The 23,208-nt window shown below is 38.9% G+C and carries 23 protein-coding genes and 3 tRNA genes; 7 read left to right on the top strand and 19 right to left on the bottom strand.

Translation table 11 applies throughout. From position 1 onward, the window contains the following. Positions 1–88 precede the first annotated feature (88 nt). From era to rpoE, 10 genes are all read right to left on the bottom strand, one after another. Positions 89–982 carry a GTPase Era gene (gene era, locus BUQ89_RS08985; RefSeq protein ID WP_028460559.1) on the bottom strand — a complete coding sequence of 298 codons (894 nt, stop codon included), beginning with the start codon at positions 980–982 and terminating at the stop codon, positions 89–91. 82 nt (positions 983–1,064) lie between these two features. Next, a complete protein-coding gene (gene rnc / locus BUQ89_RS08990; protein ID WP_074202585.1) occupies positions 1,065–1,754 on the bottom strand; it encodes a ribonuclease III in 690 nt (229 codons plus the stop codon). A gap of 31 nt (positions 1,755–1,785) precedes the next feature. After that, complete coding sequence (locus BUQ89_RS08995; protein ID WP_028460557.1) at positions 1,786–2,163, bottom strand: DUF4845 domain-containing protein; 378 nt, start codon at positions 2,161–2,163, stop codon at positions 1,786–1,788. Between the two features lie 26 nt (positions 2,164–2,189). Beyond that, positions 2,190–2,993, bottom strand: coding sequence for a signal peptidase I (lepB, locus tag BUQ89_RS09000; protein WP_028460556.1), 804 nt, complete (start codon positions 2,991–2,993; stop codon positions 2,190–2,192). Between the two features lie 104 nt (positions 2,994–3,097). After that, on the bottom strand, positions 3,098–4,894 hold the full coding sequence (gene lepA / locus BUQ89_RS09005; protein WP_177183562.1) for a translation elongation factor 4: 1,797 nt from the start codon (positions 4,892–4,894) through the stop codon (positions 3,098–3,100). Between the two features lie 104 nt (positions 4,895–4,998). Next, entirely contained in the window at positions 4,999–5,286 is a 288-nt protein-coding gene (locus BUQ89_RS09010) for a glutaredoxin family protein (RefSeq protein WP_083399480.1), read from the bottom strand. Beyond that, entirely contained in the window at positions 5,258–6,688 is a 1,431-nt protein-coding gene (locus tag BUQ89_RS09015; protein ID WP_036572286.1) for a DegQ family serine endoprotease, read from the bottom strand. Before BUQ89_RS09015 ends, BUQ89_RS09010 begins: the two co-directional genes overlap by 29 nt. Before the next feature lie 124 nt (positions 6,689–6,812). Next, the gene (locus tag BUQ89_RS09020) at positions 6,813–7,820 is read right to left on the bottom strand and encodes a MucB/RseB C-terminal domain-containing protein (protein WP_051537461.1); all 1,008 of its coding nucleotides are present in this window, start codon (positions 7,818–7,820) and stop codon (positions 6,813–6,815) included. A 5-nt stretch (positions 7,821–7,825) separates the two neighbouring features. Continuing rightward, positions 7,826–8,359 carry a sigma-E factor negative regulatory protein gene (locus tag BUQ89_RS09025; protein ID WP_036572283.1) on the bottom strand — a complete coding sequence of 178 codons (534 nt, stop codon included), beginning with the start codon at positions 8,357–8,359 and terminating at the stop codon, positions 7,826–7,828. A 1-nt stretch (position 8,360) separates the two neighbouring features. Continuing rightward, the gene (gene rpoE, locus BUQ89_RS09030; RefSeq protein WP_028460552.1) at positions 8,361–8,963 is read right to left on the bottom strand and encodes an RNA polymerase sigma factor RpoE; all 603 of its coding nucleotides are present in this window, start codon (positions 8,961–8,963) and stop codon (positions 8,361–8,363) included. 276 nt (positions 8,964–9,239) lie between these two features. Here rpoE and nadB point away from each other — a divergent pair, with 276 nt between their 5' ends. Together nadB and BUQ89_RS09040 are read left to right on the top strand one after the other, a co-directional pair. Further along, positions 9,240–10,829 carry an L-aspartate oxidase gene (gene nadB, locus BUQ89_RS09035; protein ID WP_028460551.1) on the top strand — a complete coding sequence of 530 codons (1,590 nt, stop codon included), beginning with the start codon at positions 9,240–9,242 and terminating at the stop codon, positions 10,827–10,829. Positions 10,830–11,330: 501 nt separating this feature from the next. Then, positions 11,331–11,699 carry an Mth938-like domain-containing protein gene (locus tag BUQ89_RS09040; protein WP_028460550.1) on the top strand — a complete coding sequence of 123 codons (369 nt, stop codon included), beginning with the start codon at positions 11,331–11,333 and terminating at the stop codon, positions 11,697–11,699. A 175-nt stretch (positions 11,700–11,874) separates the two neighbouring features. Here the strand turns inward: BUQ89_RS09040 and BUQ89_RS09045 are convergent, their stop codons facing one another. Together BUQ89_RS09045 and flgM are read right to left on the bottom strand one after the other, a co-directional pair. Further along, positions 11,875–12,342 (bottom strand): flagella synthesis protein FlgN, encoded by a 468-nt coding sequence (locus BUQ89_RS09045; RefSeq protein ID WP_028460549.1) that lies wholly within the window; start codon positions 12,340–12,342, stop codon positions 11,875–11,877. Then, positions 12,342–12,650: a flagellar biosynthesis anti-sigma factor FlgM gene (gene flgM, locus BUQ89_RS09050; RefSeq protein ID WP_028460548.1), complete on the bottom strand. Its 309-nt coding sequence runs from the start codon at positions 12,648–12,650 to the stop codon at positions 12,342–12,344. The genes BUQ89_RS09045 and flgM overlap by 1 nt, the downstream gene beginning before the upstream one ends. Before the next feature lie 408 nt (positions 12,651–13,058). On the opposite strand from flgM, the gene BUQ89_RS09055 reads away from it, so the two are divergent. From BUQ89_RS09055 to BUQ89_RS09075, 5 genes are all read left to right on the top strand, one after another. Beyond that, entirely contained in the window at positions 13,059–13,787 is a 729-nt protein-coding gene (locus tag BUQ89_RS09055) for an EI24 domain-containing protein (RefSeq protein ID WP_028460547.1), read from the top strand. 254 nt (positions 13,788–14,041) lie between these two features. Continuing rightward, positions 14,042–15,493, top strand: coding sequence for a HAMP domain-containing sensor histidine kinase (locus BUQ89_RS09060; RefSeq protein ID WP_036572360.1), 1,452 nt, complete (start codon positions 14,042–14,044; stop codon positions 15,491–15,493). Then, entirely contained in the window at positions 15,490–16,065 is a 576-nt protein-coding gene (locus tag BUQ89_RS09065) for a hypothetical protein (RefSeq protein ID WP_028460546.1), read from the top strand. Before BUQ89_RS09060 ends, BUQ89_RS09065 begins: the two co-directional genes overlap by 4 nt. Positions 16,066–16,084: 19 nt before the next feature. Then, positions 16,085–17,437: a sigma 54-interacting transcriptional regulator gene (locus BUQ89_RS09070; RefSeq protein ID WP_028460545.1), complete on the top strand. Its 1,353-nt coding sequence runs from the start codon at positions 16,085–16,087 to the stop codon at positions 17,435–17,437. Positions 17,438–17,685: 248 nt separating this feature from the next. Then, the gene (locus tag BUQ89_RS09075; RefSeq protein WP_083399482.1) at positions 17,686–18,144 is read left to right on the top strand and encodes a septal ring lytic transglycosylase RlpA family protein; all 459 of its coding nucleotides are present in this window, start codon (positions 17,686–17,688) and stop codon (positions 18,142–18,144) included. Between the two features lie 470 nt (positions 18,145–18,614). Here the strand turns inward: BUQ89_RS09075 and BUQ89_RS09080 are convergent. From BUQ89_RS09080 to BUQ89_RS09110, 7 genes are all read right to left on the bottom strand, one after another. Further along, a tRNA-Leu gene (locus tag BUQ89_RS09080) sits at positions 18,615–18,703 on the bottom strand. A gap of 19 nt (positions 18,704–18,722) precedes the next feature. Beyond that, positions 18,723–18,796: transfer RNA gene (locus tag BUQ89_RS09085), tRNA-Cys, on the bottom strand. Between the two features lie 123 nt (positions 18,797–18,919). Next, positions 18,920–18,994, bottom strand: a tRNA-Gly gene (locus BUQ89_RS09090). A 112-nt stretch (positions 18,995–19,106) separates the two neighbouring features. Next, the gene (pgsA, locus tag BUQ89_RS09095) at positions 19,107–19,679 is read right to left on the bottom strand and encodes a CDP-diacylglycerol--glycerol-3-phosphate 3-phosphatidyltransferase (protein ID WP_028460544.1); all 573 of its coding nucleotides are present in this window, start codon (positions 19,677–19,679) and stop codon (positions 19,107–19,109) included. A gap of 277 nt (positions 19,680–19,956) precedes the next feature. Next, positions 19,957–21,780, bottom strand: coding sequence for an excinuclease ABC subunit UvrC (gene uvrC, locus BUQ89_RS09100; protein WP_028460543.1), 1,824 nt, complete (start codon positions 21,778–21,780; stop codon positions 19,957–19,959). Positions 21,781–21,786: 6 nt separating this feature from the next. Beyond that, positions 21,787–21,975: a tautomerase family protein gene (locus BUQ89_RS09105; RefSeq protein ID WP_028460542.1), complete on the bottom strand. Its 189-nt coding sequence runs from the start codon at positions 21,973–21,975 to the stop codon at positions 21,787–21,789. Positions 21,976–22,003: 28 nt separating this feature from the next. Continuing rightward, the gene (locus BUQ89_RS09110; RefSeq protein WP_051537460.1) at positions 22,004–22,687 is read right to left on the bottom strand and encodes a uracil-DNA glycosylase; all 684 of its coding nucleotides are present in this window, start codon (positions 22,685–22,687) and stop codon (positions 22,004–22,006) included. Positions 22,688–23,208: the final 521 nt, after the last annotated feature.

Raw genomic sequence — 23,208 nt, forward strand, 5'->3', positions numbered from 1 at the left:
GGTTATCGCTCCCTTGAAATCTAATATTGGTTATACCTAGAGAAAGTGAATGAGTGTGGGCGCTAATAATCATTTTTCTATATGACAGTTAATCATATCCTAGGGTTTTCAATATAGTTGCATTGTCGGCCCAGCCATTTCTGATCTTAACCCAGACTTCCAAGAATACCTTGTCACCAAAAAGCCTTTCCATATCTTTACGCGCCTGTGTGGCGATTGTTTTAAGATTTTCTCCATTTTTACCAATAATAATCGCCTTCTGATTGGCCTTTTCCACAATAATGGCAGCACTGATTCTGCGCAAATGGCCATCCAGTTTAAACTGATCTATCACAACGCTTGCTGAGTATGGAATCTCTTCTCCTGTTAAGCGAAATAGCTTCTCGCGTAATAATTCAGCAGCATGAAAGCGTTCGTTCCGATCGGTAATCGTATCTTCATCAAATAGAGGCAAATTTTCTGGTAAATATGAACGAATAATATCGATTAATACGGGTAGCTGATTTTTTTTGGCTGCGCTGACTGGTATGATTGCAGCAAAAGTAAATAACCTGGACATTTCCTCAAGAAATGGAAGTAATCGTTTTTTATCAGCTAATTTGTCAATCTTATTAATGACCAGAATTACAGGTTTATTTGCTGGTAACAACTTGAGTATTAAGTGATCACGATTATCGAATCGCATTGCTTCGATCACGAACAACACGATATCCACATCTTGTATACTCTGTGTAACAACACGATTCATGGTGCTATTTAATTGATTCGTATATTGATTTTGAAAACCAGGCGTATCGACAAAGATAAATTGGAATTGTTGATCGGTGAGAATGCCATTGATGCGATGACGAGTAGTTTGTGCTTTTCGAGAGGTAATGCTTATTTTCTGCTTAATCAGGCCGTTTAGCAGTGTAGATTTGCCAACATTCGGACGTCCTACAATAGCGATATAACCTGTATGGTGATTAGTATGCGTGATCATACGAGTAAATGGTTGTTATTTTCGAAAGCGAGTTTCATATGGATAGAGTGTTTTGAAAAGGATGCGGCTCTGCTTGTTTCAATTAAACAAGAATGATTTGTTCGTATGCCTGTTTAGCTGCGGCTTGTTCTGCGCTACGCCGGCTAGCACCCTCCCCTAAGGTGCGGATATTAAATTTTGATACAACACACGCTACCTTAAATTTTTGCTGATGTGCTTCACCAATTGTGGTGACAACGGAATACTCTGGTAATGCTAGTTTATGGGCTTGCAGGAATTCTTGTAGCAATGTTTTAGGGTCTTTGCCGAGCGTGACTGAATTTAAATTCTGCAACATGGGCAGGTAAAGTGTAGTGACAACTTGTTCAGCTTCTGCAAAGCTGCTATCAAGATAAATTGCTCCCAATACAGCTTCTAATGTATCAGCAAGTATAGATGGGCGGCGACAACCGCCGCTCTTAAGTTCTCCTTCACCGAGTCTAATGAGTTCACCCAAGTTGAGGGTAAGTGCTAATTGAGATAGTGTTCGTTGGTTGACCAAGTTAGCACGGAGTCGAGATAAATCACCCTCAGGAAGCTCTGGGAAGTGCTTAAAAATTAATCCAGCAACGGAACAATTTAATATGCTGTCACCAAGAAACTCGAGACGTTCATTATGTGAAGCACTATGACTGCGATGAGTCAATGCCACGTGTAGAAAGGTGGGTTGATTGAAAACATATCCTATTTTCCGGCAGAATTCAGCTTGCCGCATTTTTTTATTAATTTGCATTATATGTTATGCATCCGAATCTTACGAGTAACTAATAACCAGAGCTATTTGCAGTATCGAAATCAAGATATAACGATATATTTGCAGCCAGTGGTATCTTTACGAAATAGTTAACAGTAAGAATTCTACGCCCATCTTTTTGACTAATCTTAATATCACGTCCATTTATGACATTAATATTATCTATTTGTGCCCGTTTATTAAATGATTGCCGGATTTCATTAACTGTTGCATTCTGTAGGTTTGAATCATTGGTTATGGAAGTTAATGTTTTCTTGATTGAGGCATATTCTATATAGGCCGGTATTAATTTCATTCCAAGAATAGAAATGAAAACGAGTATCCCTGACCAGACTAACAAACGAGGCAGGCTAACTCCTTTCTGTTTTTCAATTGAGCGGTAAAGCATCTGTTTTTTTCCGGAAATAGCTTTTATCAATTAATTGATAAACCAATTCTATTAAAATCATTAAAATTCCACCAAATCATAAATGCTCTTCCAACTATATTTTGTTCGGGAACAAATCCCCAATAACGACTATCACTACTACTATCGCGATTGTCACCTAAAGTAAAATAATTACCAGGAGGCACTTCGCAAGTAAATCCTGCTCTATGGTAAGTGCAATGATCAAGAAATGGGAAATGACGTACACTGGATAACTGTAAACTGGGTATACCTTGATTGATCAGGATCGCATGATCTCGATCACCTAGAAATTCCTTAAAATGTTCAGCATATATATACCCAAGCCCAGATTCTACGTATTTATATTCCCCTTCATAGTGCATTTTTACCATATCGCCATTGACGGTTAATTGCTTGTTATGATAAGTAACAGTATCACCCGGTATCCCAACTACTCGCTTGATATAATCTACTGATGGATCCTCTGGATAACGAAATACCATGACCTCGCCACGCTTAGGCTGATTTATATCCATTATTTTAAGATTGATGACTGGTAACCTAAGACCATAGGTGTATTTGTTAACCAATATAAAATCACCCACAAGTAATGTCGGGATCATTGATCCGGAAGGAATCTTAAATGGCTCGATGATAAAAGAACGTAGAGTAAATACGATTAATATGATTGGAAAAAAACTTTTGGGATACTCTATCCACAATGGTTCACTCTGATCTGGCGTACGTTTGTGGCGTAGTATTAAGTAGTCAAGCAACCAAATGCTGCCAGTAATAACCAATAAAATAAACATAACTAGAGGAAAATTCATTTTATTTCTTTTCCTTTAGTAATTTGAGTAGATAGTAGCAGGTATTCGAAAAAAGACTGTTCTTTTCTCCACCACGATTATGTGATGTTTGCTGTTATTATTCATTATTTATTTTCAACCTGTAGAATTGCTAAAAAAGCCTCCTGTGGAATCTCCACGTTACCAACCCGTTTCATTCTCTTTTTTCCTGCTTTTTGTTTTTCCAGTAGTTTACGTTTGCGACTAATGTCTCCGCCATAACACTTAGCAAGCACATTTTTCCGTAATGCCTTAACGCTTTCTCTCGCAATAATATGGGCACCTATAGCTGCCTGTATGGCGATATCAAACATTTGACGTGGAATGAGCTCACGCATTTTTTGTGCCAATTCACGTCCTCTACGCTGACTACTGTTACGATGTACTATCAATGAAAGTGCATCTACTTTCTCGCTATTAATCAGTATATCGAGTTTAATTAGGTCAGCAGTATGAAATTCTTTAAACTCATAATCCAGGGACGCGTATCCACGACTGGTAGATTTGAGTCTATCAAAAAAATCCATAACAACTTCGTTTAATGGTATTTCATAACTCAACATAACCTGCCTGCCCATATACTGCATATTTTTTTGTATTCCACGCTTACTGACGCATAGTGTAATCACTGCACCCACATATTCTTCTGGAACCAATATCGTCGCTGTAATAATGGGTTCGCGAATTTCTGCAATTAGAGCCAAATCGGGCATTTTTGATGGATTCTCAATTTCGATTATCGTACCATCACGCATTAGTATTTGATACACTACTGTGGGCGCAGTGGTGATAAGATTCATGTCATATTCTCGTTCCAAGCGTTCTTGTACGATATCCATATGCAACAGGCCGAGAAAACCACAACGAAAACCAAAGCCCAGTGCATGGGATGTTTCAGGTTCGTATTGTAGTGATGAATCATTCAGCTTTAGTTTTTCTAAAGCAGCACGTAATGCATCATATTGATTGGATTCTACAGGGTAAAGTCCAGCAAAAACCTGTGGTTTGATTTCTTTGAAACCAACTAAAGACTCACTTGCAGGACAATTTGCCTGCGTTACCGTGTCCCCTACTTTAGCTGCATTTAATTCTTTTATTCCAGAAATAATAAAACCCACTTCACCAGCTTTGAGTGATTCTCGACTTACCGGTTTAGGCATGAACACACCTACCTGTTCACATAGTTGTACGGCATGACTAGCCATCAGCAAAATTTTATCCCCAGGCTTGAGTGTACCGTCTATAACCCGTACTAACATGACGACACCTACATAATTATCAAACCATGAGTCGATAATTAAAGCCTTTAGTGGCGCAGCAAGATCTCCTTTGGGTGCGGGAATCTTTGAGATTATCGCTTCTAAAACTTCCTGTATACCCTCACCCGTTTTGGCACTGATACGTAACGCATTTTGGGCATCAATTCCAATTACATCTTCAATGTTCTCAATAACACGTTCAGGTTCGGCCGCAGGTAAATCAATTTTATTCAATACGGGAACGACTTCTACACCCTGCTCAATGGCTGTATAGCAATTGGCAACCGTTTGAGCTTCTACACCTTGGGATGCATCTACTACGAGCAAAGCACCTTCACACGCGGCGAGTGAACGGGACACTTCATAAGAAAAATCTACATGACCTGGCGTGTCGATTAAGTTTAATAAATAGGTTTTACCATCTTTTGATGTAAAACTCAAAGCGACGGTTTGGGCTTTGATCGTGATGCCTCTTTCACGTTCTAAATCCATTGAATCAAGAACTTGTTCTGCCATTTCGCGATCAGATAACCCGCCGCATTGTTGGATAATACGGTCAGCTAATGTAGATTTGCCATGATCAATGTGGGCAATAATGGAGAAATTTCGGATATGTTGCATCAGGATTTGAGATCCAATAAGATTTTAGTTACGGGTGATATGGAAGTCTTAGAGTAATCCGATTTGGTATTGTTTTTCTGATCGGATTACTCTAAGCGGATGGTATTTTAACGAATTTTAGTAAAATAAGCATCCAAGGCAGCCATGTCAAGGTGATAATGACAGACTTCTTCTTTGTCCGCGAGTGTTACTAATACGGGTACTTTGTCACCATAAAGTACAATTAATTCGGGATGATGATCTATATCGATGACTTGAAAACGAAACAATACTTGCTTCTGTAATTTACTTAGGGCAAGTATCATTTCCTGACAAAGATGACACTCTTTGCGACCGTATACTATAAAAGTTATGGGTATATCCGATTCACTCATCATGAACTGATTTCTTATCATTAATTTTATCAAGTTTCATGGTTATAAAAGTCGTCATATCACCACGTCGTATCAATAGGGCAATATTACGTCCTTTTTCAACCTTATTGAGCAAGCGATTAAATTGCTTAATACTGCTGATATCCTGATTATTGAGTCCAAGAATGATGTCGCCTACATGTATACCTGCGCGACTGGCAGTACCAGGCCGTATATCTTCAACTAGTAAACCACTATTGATATCTAATTGTTTTTTCTGGCTGGCTGTCAATTCGCTTAATGCAAGTCCCAAATTATTTGAGGTATTCGGTTGCTTGCTCTGTTTTGGCTGATTGTTACCTGCACGTTCATCAGATAAGATTTCTTCCACCTCTATCATAATATTTTTGGTTGAGCCATCCCGCCATATCTGCGTGGATACTTCCGATCCTGGTTTCGTGTTACCGACGATACGAGGCAAATCCGCAGATGTCGCAACATCCTTACCATCAAACTTTAATATGATATCCCTTACCTCTATGCCCGCTTTGTCAGCAGGACTATCTTTCTGAATAGAAACGACTAATGCGCCATTGATATTTGAGAGCCCAAAGGATTCGGCTAATTCTTTAGTTACTTCTTGTATCATCACGCCAATTCTGCCTCGGCTTACCTTGCCATTAATTTTTAATTGATCGGCAATACTGGCGGCTACATTAATTGGAATGGCGAATGATAACCCCATAAACCCACCAGTACGACTATATATTTGTGAGTTAATCCCTACTACTTCTCCCATCATATTAAATAATGGTCCTCCAGAATTGCCTGGGTTAATCGCAACATCAGTTTGAATAAAAGGTACAAAGTTTTCTTGCGCGAGTGAACGACCCTTTGCACTGACAATGCCGGCCGTTACACTATTTTCAAATCCGAATGGTGAGCCGATTGCCACTACCCATTCTCCAACTTTAAGAAGTTCTGGATTGCCTTGTGTTACCTTTGGCAAATTATTGGCTTCAATTTTAATGAGCGCAATATCTGTTTTACGATCGCTACCGATTATCTTCGCGCTGAACTCACGCTTATCGTTAAGTTTGACATTAACTTCATCAGCAGATTCGACCACATGTGCATTGGTTAAGATATAACCATCTGTGCTGATAATAAAACCAGAGCCCATGGATCGGGGTTCGGTTTTTTTTGGCATGGAGAATGGTTGTATATGACGTCGGAAGAATTCATGAAATGGTGAACTTTCCGGAATATTCGGCAGCTCTGGGAAAACCGAGTTGCTTGCGATGTGCTGTGTTTGAATAGTACTGATATTAACAACTGCGGCACCATATTTTTCAACAAGTCCGGTGAAATCAGGTAAGTCTTTAGTTTTAGAAAAAACAGCGGGTGAAACTATAAGCAATAGCGATAAAACAAATTTATGCATTCTTTCTATCCTTGATATAAACCAGCCTTGTAGTGGATAGTGAATCATTATAAGGCTGATTTTTTTTATAAATAAATTTCATTCTCAGAAACAATAAAATACATTAATATTGAATGATTTTGATCTAGTGATTTAAACTTTTTATGGAAAAATTAGTTGCCTGTTTAACCACTGAATCTCCAATTTTCTTTACTGTCTCTAGTGGTACTTCTCCGACTATTGTGATCTTATTGTCAGCAAGTATTCGAACATAGATATTAATGGCACCTCGGCTTGAATAAAATCCTGGAACCGGCGAAGATATTTTTTCTGAAATTGGCTCAATAAATATAGAGACTGTTGCAAGACCATCTGATAATGCAATATGATTGATAGGTGTGGATTTTCCAGCGATATTTCTTTTCATTTCAATAATCTTTTTGAATCCTGCGGGAGGATCTCTCACCTGCCATTCAAGTTCATTATCTTTTAAAACGGAAGCCATTAAATTGGTGGTATGCCATTCTGATGCGACAATCGACTGGTTGGGCTCTAATAATTCTGTATTGGTAATATCACCCACGTCTAGTTGGGCAAATGCAAACTGTTCAATGACATGATCAGCGTCTACCACGGCAGCTTTGAGTACTAAACCGGTATCAACATCTACCCAGAACTTGTGACCATAACGCAGGTTATCTCGTGGTTCTAATAAAATAACCTGGCATTCATAACCGGTAACTCGTTCCCGCTCGCCTTTGCTCACATAATAGTTGTCATTAAGACTGCCATACGATTGAGGTAATAAATCAGGAAAAAATTTACGTAGCCAGCGTTTCTCCGTTACAATCCTTTTACTTTCGGGCAAGTAGCATTTCATTTCATCGTTGTTGCGAAAAACGATACGTGGTAAACCATCCAATACTTCTATTTTTTCTCGTTCTCCATTTTGATCAACTATATGTGCTATTCGAGATGTTTCCATATGCCCATCAGCATAATAGATAAATGTTCCAATGAAATTATGCCGGCGTGGCGCGATAGAAATTTTTTCTAGCCAACCGAGTGCTTCTTTGGAGGAATTTGGTAATTTCTGTGCGAAAGAGGTTTGAACAATACCCGACAATAACAGCAGTAGAATAATTCTAGCCATCTACCTTATCTTTCTTGTGAATCAGTAACAGGATGAATATGAGTTGTTAAGCCGTGCGTAACTGTACCAGACGAGAACTCCCGATGTGCGAATAGATAATCATGAATTTCTGCAGGAACAGGAGGATAGGTAAGAATAGATGATGGCGTGGAAACTAAAATGGGTGTAATGGGTATATTCTTTTCTATATTCGATGTATCAGCGATAATCGTTTCTTCCGGTTGATATAAAGTTTGTAAAGCTAACCACCCTGCGACCATTGCAACTACCGAAGCCGCTGCTGAGTAGGCAAATAACTTATGCCTCTGCTGCCTGGATGGATAAGGCGCTACTATGGCCGGCTCAGTTGTCAATTCCATACTGAAACGCTGTGAAATGTCTATGGATAGTTCTGTTGACTGACGCAACGTATCACCAATTAAATGATAGGTTTTCCAGTCATTAAGCAGATCATCCTGGTTCCCCAATTTCGTTATTACATCCGCGGCATCTTGCACGTCTAACTCACCATCTACCAAAGCCGATACTTTATTTCTCACGTTACCACCTCTTATCTTTACTGGTCCCTAATAAAGGACGTAACTTTTCAGATATTGCCTCACGAGCACGAAATATACGCGAACGTACTGTACCAATGGGACAGCTCATGATGTTTGAAATTTCATCGTAACTTAACCCCTCAATTTCCCTTAAGGTAATTGCAATTCGTAATTCTTCAGGTAATTCATTTAGTGTCTGGTTAACTGTTTGAGCAACCTGTTGACTCATCAGTTCACTTTCGGGTGTATTCATTTCCCTTAATTTGCCGCCTTCATCAAAATTTTCGGCATCTTCATTATCAATTCCATGTATTGTAGTTGGTGCTCGCCGTCCCTGAGAAACTAGAAAATTTTTCGCAGTATTGATACCGATTCGATACAACCAAGTATAAAACGCACTTTCACCGCGGAACGATGGCAACGCCCTGTAGGCTTTAATAAAAGCTTCTTGGGTGACATCCTCAACCTCAGCAGAATCACGAATGAATTGCGACAATAAACGCGCTAACTTTCGCTGATATTTAATCACAAGTAGATTAAATGCCTGCTTGTCTCCGCGTTGTACACGTTCCACAAGTTGCTGATCGATTTCCCGATCACCCATAATTTCCTGTTTCCTGAATTTTTAAATTAATTGTATCTCTATTGTACAGCTTGTAAGTGTTATATTACGACACAATAAACCAAGTATACTTATTCAAGAGTCTTTCGGGAACTACGAGCAATCAGTGATAAAGACAATTATTTGTTTTCATTGGTTCACTGATTTATGATTTTTGTTTTTAAATAAAAAAAGTTTGATATATGAATGGATTCATCAAGTTTTTTTGAATCTGTTATGATTTAATGTTCTCAATATGTGGAAACAATTCCAGTCAGGATGCAACATTTCTATTTTGATACACTAATTATTGGTAGTGGTTTAGCTGGGTTTACGCTTGCACTGCACTTGGCACCGCACAAGAAAATAGGTTTGATTACTAAACAAACCTTATACGATAGTGCCAGTGGGTGGGCTCAGGGTGGTATTGCAGCAGCGTTATCAAGAGAAGACTCACCTACTAAGCATATTCATGACACATTGATAGCCGGTGCGGGTTTATGCGACGAAACGATTACTCGGTATGTGGCCGAGAATGCGCCGCGGGCAATACAATGGTTGATTGATCAAGGGGTATCCTTTACTCGAGACCAAAACAGTGAAACAGGCTACCATCTTACGCAGGAAGGCGGACATAGTGTACGGCGAGTCATTCATAATGAGGATGCGACAGGAAAAGCGATACAGCAAACCTTGATTGAGAATATTGCTGCTCACCCTAACATCACTGTATTTGAACAGCATATTGCTATTGATCTTATCACGAGTGATAAACTACCAGGCCATCATGACACAAAGAATAAGTGTTGTCTTGGTGCCTATATCTTGGACAAGAAAAATGATAAGATTCATACGTTTACCGCCCACAATACAGTATTAGCAACAGGTGGTGCTAACAAGGTTTATCTTTACACTACTAGTCCTGATACTGCTACAGGTGGTGGTATCGCTATGGGATGGCGTGCTGGCTGCCGAGTAGCTAATATGGAGTTTATTCAGTTTCATCCTACCTGTCTTTATCACCCCCATGCAAAGTCATTTCTAATCAGCGAAGCGGTCCGCGGTGAAGGGGGGCTCTTAAAGCTCCCCAGTGGGGAGTGCTTTATGTCTCGACATGATAAACGTGCTGAACTGGCGCCACGTGATGTTGTTGCACGGGCTATCGATTTTGAAATGAAAAAAAGAGGTCTTGATTGTGTTTATTTGGACATTTCGCATAAGCCGGCCGATTTTTTAATCAAGCATTTTCCCACTATATATTCTCAATGTCTGAAATTTGGTATAGATATTACTCGGGAACCTATTCCGGTTGTTCCCGCTGCACATTATACTTGTGGCGGCATTGTTACAAATCAAAATGGCAAAACTGATTTGGATAATCTTTATGCAATTGGAGAGACTGCGCATACGGGCTTACATGGTGCTAACCGATTAGCCAGTAATTCTTTGCTTGAATGTCTGGTATTTGCACAGGCAGCTAGTAAAGATATTCTTAATCAGCCTCCTATCCCTGCTGTTAAGTTGCCGAAATGGGATGAAAGCCGTGTTACTGATGCTGATGAGGAAATTGTTATCTCACATAATTGGGATGAGTTGCGTCATTTTATGTGGAGCTATGTGGGCATCGTGCGGACTACAAAACGCCTGCAACGCGCACAACATAGAATTAAATTATTACATGAAGAAATTAATGAATATTATGCTAATTTTCGTGTAACTAGTGACTTGTTAGAATTACGTAATCTAGTGGATACAGCGGATTTAATTATTCAAAGCGCCATGCTGCGTCATGAAAGCCGTGGATTACATTTCAGCAAGGATTACCCGCATACTTTACCTTATGCAAAGAATACAATTTTGAAGAAATAATTTTCCAAAATAGAAGCAGCTTAACTCATATAGCTCAAATTTAGATTGTTCATATTCATTTGGAGATTTTGGAAAATTAAAGCAGACTTAAACATAAAAAATAATGCTTTTATAGATATTAAGTTGGTTTAAGCGTGTTTCTGCTCACCAGAATATTTTATGCAAATAAAATTATTTTTCGATATTTTTAAATATTTGACGTGAGTTTGAATGACAAAATATTTTCAGGCTGGTTCTATGGATAGGTACTAGGGCGCTGCGCGTAGAGTAAACTGGTTTGATTTAAACGAGCTGCGGGATAGGAAAAATAATTAGCTAATACGAGAAATTGAATTTTACTCAATCAGATTGGGTCTATTTAACCGTATTTATATGTCGCCAAGTTTTATGTTGCTCTAACAGAAAGAATATTCTGGCTTGGAGCTCGTTTTTTCAATTATGGGAGGTAACTGGTTGCAATGAAATCGGATTTTCTATTCTAAAATATAATAGGGGTAATAGTTGAAGCTGCATCTTTCTAAATTTTCAGATACGAATATATTTTCTGGGTATGGTGAGGGATATGTCATGGTTAACCAGACACGCTATGAGCATAGTCTGATTGTCCTTCCTGATAAAGTGATTGAAAATTGGCCGGTTAAAGCGCTGGGGCAGCTAGAATCGGAGCACTTTGAATGCATATTGCCTTTTCGACCTGAGATTGTGCTGCTTGGTACTGGTAGCAACTTTAATTTTCCTCATCACTCTTTAATAAATCATTTGGTCAAATCTGGAATTGGTATTGAAGTAATGGATACCAAGGCTACTTGTCGTACTTATAATATATTGATAGAGGAAGGGCGCCGCGTTGCCGCTGCTTTATTAATTTAGGATTGATCTGGTTGTATCTAGCCAAGTAATTAGCTCATTAATAAAATTAGTAAAGAAACTTGATTTGCTATACATAATCAATCAGTTAAATATATAAAAATTACTAAACGAGCAAGCGGTACACAACGCTCAATGAACTACTTTACGATAAAAGTCAGTAGAGTTTCGTGGTTGCTCAATATGGAATACCTAATCCGAATGTCTGACCTTGGGGCCCATATAACGCAATGTTGCCCGCAGCACCCTGTAGCGCAGAAAGCGTTCGTTGAATATATTGTAATCGTGTTGAAATGAGTATTCCGTTGGTTTTATTTAGTTGTTGAGCATCTTGTGCTAATTGCAATAATTCAGTCCAGATGACATTTATATTTTCGCTTGATTTTTGTGTTGCTAACCATGCATTTATACCTTGATTATCAGGTGAAAACCCTTGAGAGACTAAATATTGGCATTGCTTCTCATCAAAACGAGTCAGCATCTTTATTATATGAACTTTATTTAATGTAAGAGAATCGGTATCTTCGATTCTTTCTTGAACTAAAGCACTTTGTTCTTTTTGAAGAATTTTAATAAATATCCTGAAGGTGTCGCGTTCATTCTTCAGAGTGGTAACAAAGTCGGTCAGATGCCGAATTTGATGCATTAGGAGCCACCTTTCTTGGATTGAATTAATTCTTTCGCTGTTTCCAATAAACGATCAGCGATTACTTCTGGATTAATTTTGAAGTTGCCTTCACTGATTGCTTGCTTTATCTCTTGCACACGAGCAGTGTCTATAACGGGGCTAGTCGCTAAGTTGCTGCCAATTGTTTTTTGTTGTGTAATACGTGGATTTAAATGTGCAGTTGTATCCAAGTATTCTTGGTTTGTGTTTGGAGTAGTGTCAGTACGTTTCTTTTCAATACTGGCAGAAACATTTGTCAAAGACGGGACTGAATTATCTACTTTCAATTTAATTCCCTTATAATCAGTGTTTATGGGCGTGTTATCGACATTTTGGTAAAAAAACTTGAGTCTGGATATTTATATGATTGATACTGTATCAGTTGTCATAGGTCTTTAAGATTTTAGATGAACATATTGTGTACTATTTGATGTAACTAAACAAATTACGATATATGGTGTCTTTTTATCAGAATCAGTCTGCTTATAATAGCTTGTAATTAAATGCCTACTATACCTCATGGCACATAAGAGGAAGGGGTTTATTAATTACTTTATTAGCTCATTATGTAATTAATTGAACACCTATAATTGGATTTAGATAAGTTATTAATTATGAACATACCCTAAATGAGTCTCAGAATTTAGTGTTCATTTAGGGATAGACTATGATAGACAGCCGAGGAGAAGCATTACATGTCTCATATTTTTAGTGCACTTTTGCGTGCATTGGGGGATCTATTCCAACCTAAAGTATTGTGGATTATGGTTTGGCCAGTACTAGTGGCTGGTTCGCTATGGCTAGTCCTAAGCGTGATTTTTTGGGATATCTTTTCAGGGTGGGTAACTCAAGGCTTTTCTAATCTTGGTATTCAAAGTTGGCTTGGGGCCTTGGAACCAGAATGGATTGTGCATGGAATTCAGAGTATAACCCATATGATTTTATTCATTTCACTTGTAACCGTTACTACGTTATTCATTACCGCTATATTCGCCATGCCTGCATTGATTAATGTTGTTGCTAATCGTCATTATCCGTCTCTTAAGCGTGAGTATGGCGGTAGCATCAGAGGAAGCTTAATTAATGCATTACTTGCCATGAGTATTTTTGCTCTAATGTGGCTAATTACGCTTCCTTTATGGTTAATTGGATTGGGTATCATCGTTCCGTTTGTCGCAGCAGCTTATTTAAATCAACAATTATTTCGCTATGATGCGCTGTCGGAGCATGCCAGCCATGAAGAAATGAGGGTGCTGCTTGCTACGCATCAGTTATCATTATGGAGTTTAGGTCTGCTAACTGGCATGGTTCAGTTCGTGCCATTTTTAAATCTATTTGCACCAGTATTTGCTGCATTGGCTTTCATTCATTTTGAACTAGCACGTCTCATGAATATGCGTCCCCCTTCTGATATAGCTGCTTGATATGATATTCGCGAGGAAATAAGCAATCTTTGAATCTACCACAAAGCTAAGCATTATTTTAGACAATAATCAGCCATCTAAGCAAAAAATACAGATCATTCTATTGAGTTGAATAGAATGCTTCGGTCTTTCTCAAGATTCTAGTTACATATTTAAGAAAAATGATTGGATCATTATAGGTTAAAGGGTTAAGTATTATGAGCACTCGTATAGATTCTGTTGAACCTGGTTCTGAATCTCATAATACGATTCCAATGCAGAAACAGCGCTATCCCAAATCGTTTTTAAAGTTAATGCTATTTGGATTTTCAATCATAGGATTACCTCTGATCGGGGCGTTAATAAACAGTGCGATGTCTATTGATCGACTTGCTGAACAAAGCCGTAAAACTGTACATCAAGCAACACAGGTTACACTTGGTAATCGTGTTTTGATCGATGAAATTCGAACAATGGAGAGAAGTATACGACAAGCCCTGATTCTGGGGGATATGTCACTACTTGAAGGATATTTTCGCGCTCACTCAAAGTTTGAGATGACTGCAGAGAAACTATGGGAGCACTCATCACATATTGAACAGCGATTATTATTAGAAAAAATACGTTTATCAGAGACGACTATCTTTATGGAAATATTAACTGCTATCGATGATTCTCCAGAAGATTTACGCGGCTTGGTGGAGAACTTCACGGGTTTAATGGAATCAGCAAATAATTTTTCTATAATGGGGCAGAATTTGATCGGGGTTGACGTCAGTGAAATGTTGGATATGGCTAGCCATGCCCGCACAGTTGTTGAGTGGCAGTTACTTGCTTTGATTCCATTTGTAATACTACTAGCGCTTATCTTTTCAGTCCTAATTACACGTCCTATTCGGCAGATTGATGAAGCTATTTATAAAATGGGTCAGGGAGAGCTGTCAAAACCAGTATGTGTTGAGGGGCCTCAGAATTTAAAATATATTGGAATACGTTTAGACTGGATGCGGCGTCGTTTATTAAAATTGGAAGATCAAAAAATCCAGTTTCTTAGGCATGTTTCTCATGAACTTAAAACCCCCCTTGCTGCTATACGTGAAGGTGCAGATTTACTTGCTGAAGGCATAACGGGCCAATTAACCAAAAAGCAGCAGTTGATTGCTAATATACTGCACAGTAGTAGCTTGCAGTTACAAAAGAGAATTGAAGATTTATTAAGTTATAGTGCTCTTGAAACAGACAAAACCGCACTTGTAAAGCACCAAGTGAAATTGGCAAAAATTCTAGATGAAGTATTACAGAACCAGAATCTTTCTATAATGAGTAAGAGACTAGAAATTATTCGCGATTGTCCAGGCTTGATGCTCGAATGCGATAGCGAAAAGATTAAGATCATTTTGGATAATCTGCTTTCCAATGCTGTGAAATTTTCTCCACCTTGTGGTGTTATTCAAATAAAGGTAGTTCAAACAAATAAATTAGTTCAATTAGATATAGTTGATATGGGTGTCGGTATACATAAAGTTGACCAGGAGAAGATATTCGAACCTTTCTATCAGGGACGCAGTGTGGCAAATACGCATGTTAGAGGAACAGGACTCGGGTTATCCATTGCTCGGGAATACGCATTTGCGCATGGGGGTAATATTGAACTGATCCAACAGTCTGAAGTTGGTGCACATTTTCGTCTTACCTTGCCTCTGAATGACACGGAGGGGGAAGCATGAGTATTATTTATTATAAGCTATTCGTTTTACTGCCAGTTCTACTGTTAATACAGTTTATATTATCTGGATGTTCAATGTTGACTGGAGGGAATGGGGAAATAAGTGCACAAACTAATTCAGCGTGTATTCCTGATGCATTGTCGCATCAGGTGATAACTTCTAATCACCTGGATCAAATTATGGAGTATTACGATTTTTTGCATAATCAAACACTACCGGAACTCACTAGAGAGTATGGTACTGTAAAACAAGATGTTGTAAATAGTAAAAGTGATGAAAACCAAATTAAATACATATTATTGCTTTCTTTCCCAAATACGGCCTTCCATGATGTAGGCAGAGCACTTAAATTATTGAATGAATGGCCGGAAAGCTCAGAGCAGTCATCGAATTTGAATAGCTTTAAGAATTTATTGGTAATGTTATTTAATGAACAACAACGCATGAGTGGTACTATCGGTAATTTATTTCATAAACTCAAGACAGAGCGTCAACGCGCTACTGCACTAGAGAAAAAGGTTAATGATATTAAAGATATGGAGAAGAATCTTATCAGAAGAGATGTATATTAGGTGCAAAAGGTAAAGAATTATGGCTCCTAAACCAAAAATACTTCTTGTCGATGATGATGCAGATTTACTGGAACTACTTTCAATTCGCTTGATGGCTGTTGGCTATGAAACAAGTGCAGCAGAAAGTGCTGAAGTTGCACTTAATTATTTAGATATTGCGCGTCCACAGCTAGTTATTAGCGATATGCAAATGAGTGGTATGGATGGTATGGCATTATTTGAGCATATTCATCGAATGATTCCAACGTTACCTGTAATTATTCTTACAGCATATGGGACCATCCCGGATGCTGTTGCTGCTGTACAACGCGGAGTATTCGGTTATCTTGCCAAGCCATTTGATAGCAAAACCTTAATGGCTCAGATTAGTCAGGCTCTTAAGCATACTTCATTTAGCGCCATTAAAACTGATGCATCGCAAGCACTGTGGCGTAAAGAAATTATTACACAAAGTGCGGTGATGGAAGATGCGCTGACTAAGGCAGAGCTGGTTGCTAGAGGTGATGCCAGTGTATTGCTTTATGGCGAGAGTGGTGTTGGAAAGGAATTGTTTGCGCGTGCTATTCACCGGGCGTCTAATCGCTGTAATGAGCCATTTGTTGCGGTTAATTGTGCAGCAATCCCAGAGCAGTTACTGGAATCAGAGCTTTTTGGGCACGTCAAGGGAGCTTTTACTGGGGCAGTTAATAATCATAAAGGATTATTCCAGTTGGCAGAGAAAGGTACACTATTTCTCGACGAGATTGGGGATATGCCACTTTTGCTCCAGGTAAAATTACTTCGTGCTCTACAAGAAAAACAAATCCGTTCTGTTGGATCTACGCAAACGATTCCAGTTGATGTACGAATTATCTCAGCAACTCATCGTAATCTCAAAGCGGAAATCGCTACAGGTAATTTCCGTGAAGATCTTTACTATCGGCTGGATGTTGTCGCTTTGATAATCCCCACATTGTCACAACGCCGCGAAGATATTCCTCTATTAGCAAATTATTTTCTCCAGCTATTTTCTGAAAAATATACAAAGGATATTAATGGGTTCTCACCAGAAGCGATGCACATGCTAATTAGCGCACCCTGGCCAGGAAATGTTCGGCAGCTCATGAATATTGTTGAACAATGTGTTGTATTAAGTACCATATCGCTAATCTCACCTACTTTGGTATATGATGCCATGCAGAAGGAAGAAACCCAACTAACATCATTTGAAGAAGCCAGAAAACATTTCGAAAGAGATTACTTGGTACGCGTATTGAAAATTACGGCTGGTAATGTAACTCAAGCTGCGCGCATAGCTAAGCGTAATAGAACAGAATTTTATAAATTACTTCAAAGGCATCGACTAGATTTTTCTGTTTTCAAGCAGCCGTAAAATAAATTCTAATTTGATGATCACTATACTTTTCGAGATTGCTGCAAGATATGATAGTTTTATATAAAAGCGCGCTATTTTAGGAGGCCAGAAAAATGGCCTTGATAAGATATCCAGGATGCAGAAGTGATAACAATAATCCCACGGAGAATATTGAATAATTCATTGAGATAGTTCCTATGCGTGAATCAGAGCTGTTTTGTTTATGCGAAAGGCAGCAATTATTTTATGCCAGGCTTATTGGACTAATGTCCATAATAATTGGCATATTGGGTGGCTGTACCCTCAAGTCGTCGCATGCACCACTTCGCCCAGAAGTGCTATACGATTATCGTGCGCCTGACCTTGGAGCATCCTATAACAAGCCTTATAGAATAAAAGGTAATATCTACTATCCATTACGCTCGGCAACTGACTATAGTGAAGAAGGAATAGCTTCCTGGTATGGATTCGAATCGGGTAACCGCACTGCTATGGGTACTCGGTTTAAACCATATAATCTAACCGCTGCGCATAAAACACTGCCTTTGCCAACTTGGGTTAGAGTAACGAATCTAAGTAACGGACGCTTTGTAGATGTATTGGTCAATGATCGTGGTCCTTTCAAAAAGAATAGATTGATTGATTTGTCTCAAGGTGCAGCCAAAAAGATTAATCTGGACGGCCTTGGTAAAGTAAGGGTTGAGTATATTGATCAAATGAAATGATTAATCAGCGTAATTAGGTGGGTTATCCTAAAATAATATAGTGAATTATGATAGTTCTCTACTGATAGAGCAGGATGAGGGGATCTCCTTTAATTGGCTAAGTGGTTCGAACTATTTCATCTTGGGTATGGGTGCGGCAGTCCAATATTTTCGTTTCCGAAGCCGCCAGGAACCTTGGTATTTCTGTGGCTCGGTAATGGCATAAGCGGCGCAAATCGAATACACGTCCCGTACTAATTTTAAATCACCTGAGAAGAGACTTTATAGCTGACAATCTTAATCTGAAATGAGTGACCGATATCACTTTCATCACGTCATTCTGAAATATAATGGTGCCGAATAGCTGAGAACATCATCTTCTGGTACCAACCCAGAAAACGTACTGCATTCAGATTGGTGCTAACCATATCCTCAGACTACTTGGTTTTGTCAAGATCGTGCGCCGATTTAATAATTTAAAGAATTTTGGCTGGTGCCCGGAGCCGGAATCGAACCGGCATGGGCGATTAAGCCCGAGGGATTTTAAGTCCCTTGTGTCTACCAATTTCACCATCCGGGCAATTGAAGTTATAGATCGGTGGAGGCGGGGGTCGGAATCGAACCGGCGTAGACGGCTTTGCAGGCCGCTGCATAACCACTCTGCCACCCCGCCATTTTTACATAGTTACATAATCAGTTATATAGCGCACAGTATAATAAAATTTGACGGTAATAAATAGATTCTTGACAACAAGAGATATATCCAGCTGTTAAAATAGTTATCCATATCAAAAAATGGAGCGGGAAACGAGGCTCGAACTCGCGACCCCAACCTTGGCAAGGTTGTGCTCTACCACTGAGCTATTCCCGCACTAAGAAACTCTGTGCTACTGAAGATGCTTTAGAAGCAAAAGTGGAATTATAGACATGCTGATTGTTTTGTCAAGGAAAGTGCAAGCAAAAGTGAATAAAAGTGAAAATTATTAGCTGTGTCTGATTGCTTGTGGAATAGCTGCCTTTAAATAATAGATCATTGACCATAATGTCAGAATAGCTGCCAGATAAATGAGCCATGTTCCGATGAGCTGAGAATTAAAGCTACCACCAATATTATCATGGTATAACAACAATGGAATGGCGACCATCTGTGAAGTGGTTTTTATTTTTCCTAAAAATGAAACCGCGACACTTTTAGATTTACCAATTTGTGCCATCCATTCACGTAATGCGGAAACGGTAATCTCCCGACCAATGATAATTAGAGCAATTGGAGCATCTAGTCTATCCAGATATACTAATACAATCAATGCGGCTGCAACCATTAGCTTATCTGCGACCGGATCCAAAAATGCGCCGAATGCGGATGTCTGATTTAATATCCTGGCAAGATAACCATCCAACCAATCTGTAATAGCGGCGCCAGAAAAAATGATAGTGGCAACCAGGTTCTGATTGATTTGTGATAACCATGTGTGTGGTAAATAGAAAATACCTACAAACAATGGAATCGCAAGTATTCGCAGCCAAGTAAGTAGATTAGGGAGGTTTGAAGGCATAAGATTTAACGGCTATAGGCTAAAACAATCAACAATCGAAGGACTAAGCAGATTTGGTTATTATTAAACCGAATTGATTGTAATGTTAAAAAATAAATTCTGTTAGTTTTATCTGTGTAAGAAAAGATTGATCTCTATAGAGTGGGACTGTCTCGTAATATACGATTTATCCGTTTTTTTACTATAGAATCTATTAATTATTAACAAATAAATGCGATAAATATCTCAATTTTTGGCTATTTCGAGACAGGTTTAGAGTATGTCGAATAAACAAGAGCTAATGAAGTTCCTTATAAATTTTTTCTGCCAGCTTGCGACTAATGCCTTCCGTTTGTTGTAATTCTTCGATACTGGCGGTTAATACACCTTTTAACCCTCCAAATCGACTTAATAGGCCTTGGCGTCGCTTGACACCAATACCACTAATCCGTTCTAAGCTTGAACTAGTTCTGGCTTTTCCACGCCTATTACGATGCCCTTGAATCGCAAAACGATGTGCCTCATCACGGATTTGCTGGATGAGATGCAAACCAGCATGATCGCTCATTAATTGTAACGGCTTTTTCGCTTTTGTGACGGGAAAAATTAATTGCTCTAAGCCGGGTTTTCGTCCCTCGCCTTTAGCAACACCTAATAGGTTTACATTACTTAACCCCAGTTCTGTTAATGCTTCTTGAGCAACACTGATCTGCCCCTTACCGCCATCAATTAGAATCAAATCCGGTGGCCTGCTTTCATCCTTGATCGCTTTATAATAACGTCGTGATAGTGCCTCACGCATGGCCGCATAATCATCTCCTGGTGTAATATTATCAATGTTATACCGTCGATATTCATTGTTACGCATAGAGAAATTGTCATAAATGACACAAGATGCAACAGTAGCTTCACCCGATGTATGGCTGATATCAAAGCATTCAATACGGGTCAGGTTAGAGAGATTGAGTGCTTGTTGCAGTGCGCGCACCCGCTCTTTCTGACTGGCCTGTTGGTTTATCATTTGTTTCAATGCCAGTCGCGCATTTTCAGCTGCCATATCTAGCCATGCTCGTCGCTCACCAATAGAATTGAGGCTGATAAGCACTTTATGGCCCGCTTGACTGTCTAATAATGTCTGTAATGCTTCCTTTCGGATTTTCTCTCCAATGATAATGAGATGCGGCACACTACGATTAAGGTAGTGTTGAGCAAGAAAAGCTTCTACTATAGTAGCAGGATTATGTCCTTCTGCATTTTGTGGAAAAAAGCTTTTGTCTCCCAAATGCCGCCCTCCCCTGATCATAGCTAGATTGACACAGATCTTCCCATTGCTGTCTTCTAATGTGGCACAGGCGATTACATCGGCATCCAGAGCTTTGCCGCTATCAATAACTTGTTTTTCTCTAATTTTTCGTAGTGATTGAATCTGATCACGGAATAACGCAGCTTGTTCATACTCCATGCGATCTGATGCTCGTTGCATTTTTTCAATAAGATTATTGACGACTTCTGTCTGCTTGCCCTGTAAGAATAATTCAGTATTTCTAATATCTTCAAGGTAAGCTCGTTGTGTAATTAAGTTTACGCAAGGACCGCTACATCGTTTTATTTGATATAACAAACAAGGTCGCGTACGATGATTGAATACACTATCCTCGCAGGTTCGGATACGAAATATTTTTTGTAACAATTGAACGCTTTCTCTGACGATACCTGCATTTGGATAGGGTCCAAAATACTGGTGCTGCTTGTCTAACATGCCGCGATGAAATCCTAACCGAGGGTAACTGTGCTTGCTTAACATGAGATAGGGATATGATTTGTCATCCTTAAACAGAATGTTATATCGAGGTTTCAGGCTTTTTATTAGATTATTTTCCAATAGCAAGGCCTCGGCCTCAGAGCGCGTTATTGTGATTTCAATACTGGCAATTTTGGATACCATTAGCTGTGTACGCGGAGCTAGGCTGGTTTTTTGGAAATAAGAGGAAACGCGTTTCTTGAGGTCAATAGCTTTACCTACATAGATAACCTCACCTGCCCTATTCAGCATACGATAAATACCCGGCTGAAGTGGCAGGCTGGAGCAAAAACTTTTGGCATCAAATGCAGTTTCTGACAAACTTATTTATTCCTTTTTTACCAGAAGATTACCCCCGATAGCCCAATTTTCATGTGGTATCTCATCAAAAGAGATATAAGTGTAGGGTTTTGGTTTTTGTGCAACACGCTCAAGCGTATCGGTTATTTCCTCAGCAATTTTTGTTTTTTGTTCGCGGGTAAGCGAACCGGCAATACGAATATTGACATAAGGCATAGATAATTCTCCAACAATTCAGTTATTTTTACTGAGCGCTAATATCAGCACTAATTTTTTTAAAGATTTCTTCAAACATTTCTGTTGTTAAACGTTTCGTTTGAGTATTGTAGCGACTACAGTGGTAGCTGTCATAAAGTATCAACCCATTAGGTAATGTATGCACCATACCATGATGAAAGGGAAACGCTTTTATTTTAAGCTTTAAGGCCATTAGTATGGCTTGATGAGCAATCGTACCCAGCGCGAGTAATGCGACACCTTTACCTGACATGAAGTCTACAATTTCGGATGTAAGGTAGACGTTGCACTGGCGAATCTCTTTTGGTTCTGGTTTGTTATTGGGTGGCAGGCACTTCACTGCGTTAGTAATGCGGCAGTCAGTAAGGTGTAGGCTATCATTAACAGATGTCGATACATCATGACTGGCAAAACCAAATTTATGTAATGTTTGATAAAGTAAGATGCCCGCGAAATCTCCTGTGAAAGGTCTTCCGGTACGATTTGCACCATGCATGCCCGGTGCGAGACCAATAATAAGAAGCTTAGGGTTTGCGTCACCGAAAGCAGTAACTGGGCGTGCATGATAACCTGGATATTGAATTTTCACGGCATCTAGAAATTCTGCTAATCGCAGACATTTGCGACAATTTTCTGGTTGTTTGGATTTCAAAGAATAACATCCTTTTGTTTTATAGTAGAATAGAGCCATCTTAATTAGTGAAATAACAAGCGAGTTACTAACTGAGGATAGCTGGGATTCATGTCGGAATTTGCTTTAATACAGTCATTATCTTGTAGCAATTGGATGTTACTATGCGCGGGTTGGAAGCTATAATCTCGTTTTAATTCAATTAGTAATAGAGTATATTAAAATAAATTCTAAAATTTTTTAATAAATTCCCACGAACACACCAATTATTTTTGTATTTCTGCCAAACGACAAAACAGGACTATCCTTATCACAAAATGAATCATGATATCCTCATGAATAGGAAGGCTGCAGGTCATTAATTTTAGCTGAGAATTTTATTAAAAATCAGGATAAATCTTCAGTTCGTGTCCATGCAACTTTACCTTTATTCAAATCATCTTGTTGAAAATATTTCATGACCTAATTCTACCTGTGACCGTCATCACATTAATCGTACAATAAATTAAAAACTTCAAAACGAATAATGCCCAACATATTAAGGAAAAATAAAAAAGTATTACTGAAATACTCTGTCTGCC

The organism is Nitrosomonas cryotolerans ATCC 49181 (assembly GCF_900143275.1).
Lineage (GTDB): Bacteria > Pseudomonadota > Gammaproteobacteria > Burkholderiales > Nitrosomonadaceae > Nitrosomonas > Nitrosomonas cryotolerans.

Excerpts from the sequence above, each read along its gene's own strand:
- era (WP_028460559.1), bottom strand. The coding sequence starts at position 982 with ATGATCACGCATACTAATCACCATACAGGTTATATCGCTATTGTAGGA.
- nadB (WP_028460551.1), top strand. The coding sequence starts at position 9,240 with ATGCAACATTTCTATTTTGATACACTAATTATTGGTAGTGGTTTAGCT.
- pgsA (WP_028460544.1), bottom strand. The coding sequence starts at position 19,679 with ATGCCTTCAAACCTCCCTAATCTACTTACTTGGCTGCGAATACTTGCG.
- BUQ89_RS09070 (WP_028460545.1), top strand. The coding sequence starts at position 16,085 with ATGGCTCCTAAACCAAAAATACTTCTTGTCGATGATGATGCAGATTTA.
- lepB (WP_028460556.1), bottom strand. The coding sequence starts at position 2,993 with ATGAATTTTCCTCTAGTTATGTTTATTTTATTGGTTATTACTGGCAGC.
- BUQ89_RS09055 (WP_028460547.1), top strand. The coding sequence starts at position 13,059 with ATGTCTCATATTTTTAGTGCACTTTTGCGTGCATTGGGGGATCTATTC.
- BUQ89_RS09105 (WP_028460542.1), bottom strand. The coding sequence starts at position 21,975 with ATGCCTTATGTCAATATTCGTATTGCCGGTTCGCTTACCCGCGAACAA.
- BUQ89_RS09010 (WP_083399480.1), bottom strand. The coding sequence starts at position 5,286 with ATGATAAGAAATCAGTTCATGATGAGTGAATCGGATATACCCATAACT.
- BUQ89_RS09065 (WP_028460546.1), top strand. The coding sequence starts at position 15,490 with ATGAGTATTATTTATTATAAGCTATTCGTTTTACTGCCAGTTCTACTG.
- BUQ89_RS09020 (WP_051537461.1), bottom strand. The coding sequence starts at position 7,820 with ATGGCTAGAATTATTCTACTGCTGTTATTGTCGGGTATTGTTCAAACC.
- BUQ89_RS09015 (WP_036572286.1), bottom strand. The coding sequence starts at position 6,688 with ATGCATAAATTTGTTTTATCGCTATTGCTTATAGTTTCACCCGCTGTT.
- BUQ89_RS09045 (WP_028460549.1), bottom strand. The coding sequence starts at position 12,342 with ATGCATCAAATTCGGCATCTGACCGACTTTGTTACCACTCTGAAGAAT.
- BUQ89_RS09110 (WP_051537460.1), bottom strand. The coding sequence starts at position 22,687 with ATGGCTCTATTCTACTATAAAACAAAAGGATGTTATTCTTTGAAATCC.
- rpoE (WP_028460552.1), bottom strand. The coding sequence starts at position 8,963 with ATGGGTGATCGGGAAATCGATCAGCAACTTGTGGAACGTGTACAACGC.
- BUQ89_RS09060 (WP_036572360.1), top strand. The coding sequence starts at position 14,042 with ATGCAGAAACAGCGCTATCCCAAATCGTTTTTAAAGTTAATGCTATTT.
- BUQ89_RS08995 (WP_028460557.1), bottom strand. The coding sequence starts at position 2,163 with ATGCTTTACCGCTCAATTGAAAAACAGAAAGGAGTTAGCCTGCCTCGT.
- rnc (WP_074202585.1), bottom strand. The coding sequence starts at position 1,754 with ATGCAAATTAATAAAAAAATGCGGCAAGCTGAATTCTGCCGGAAAATA.
- BUQ89_RS09075 (WP_083399482.1), top strand. The coding sequence starts at position 17,686 with ATGTCCATAATAATTGGCATATTGGGTGGCTGTACCCTCAAGTCGTCG.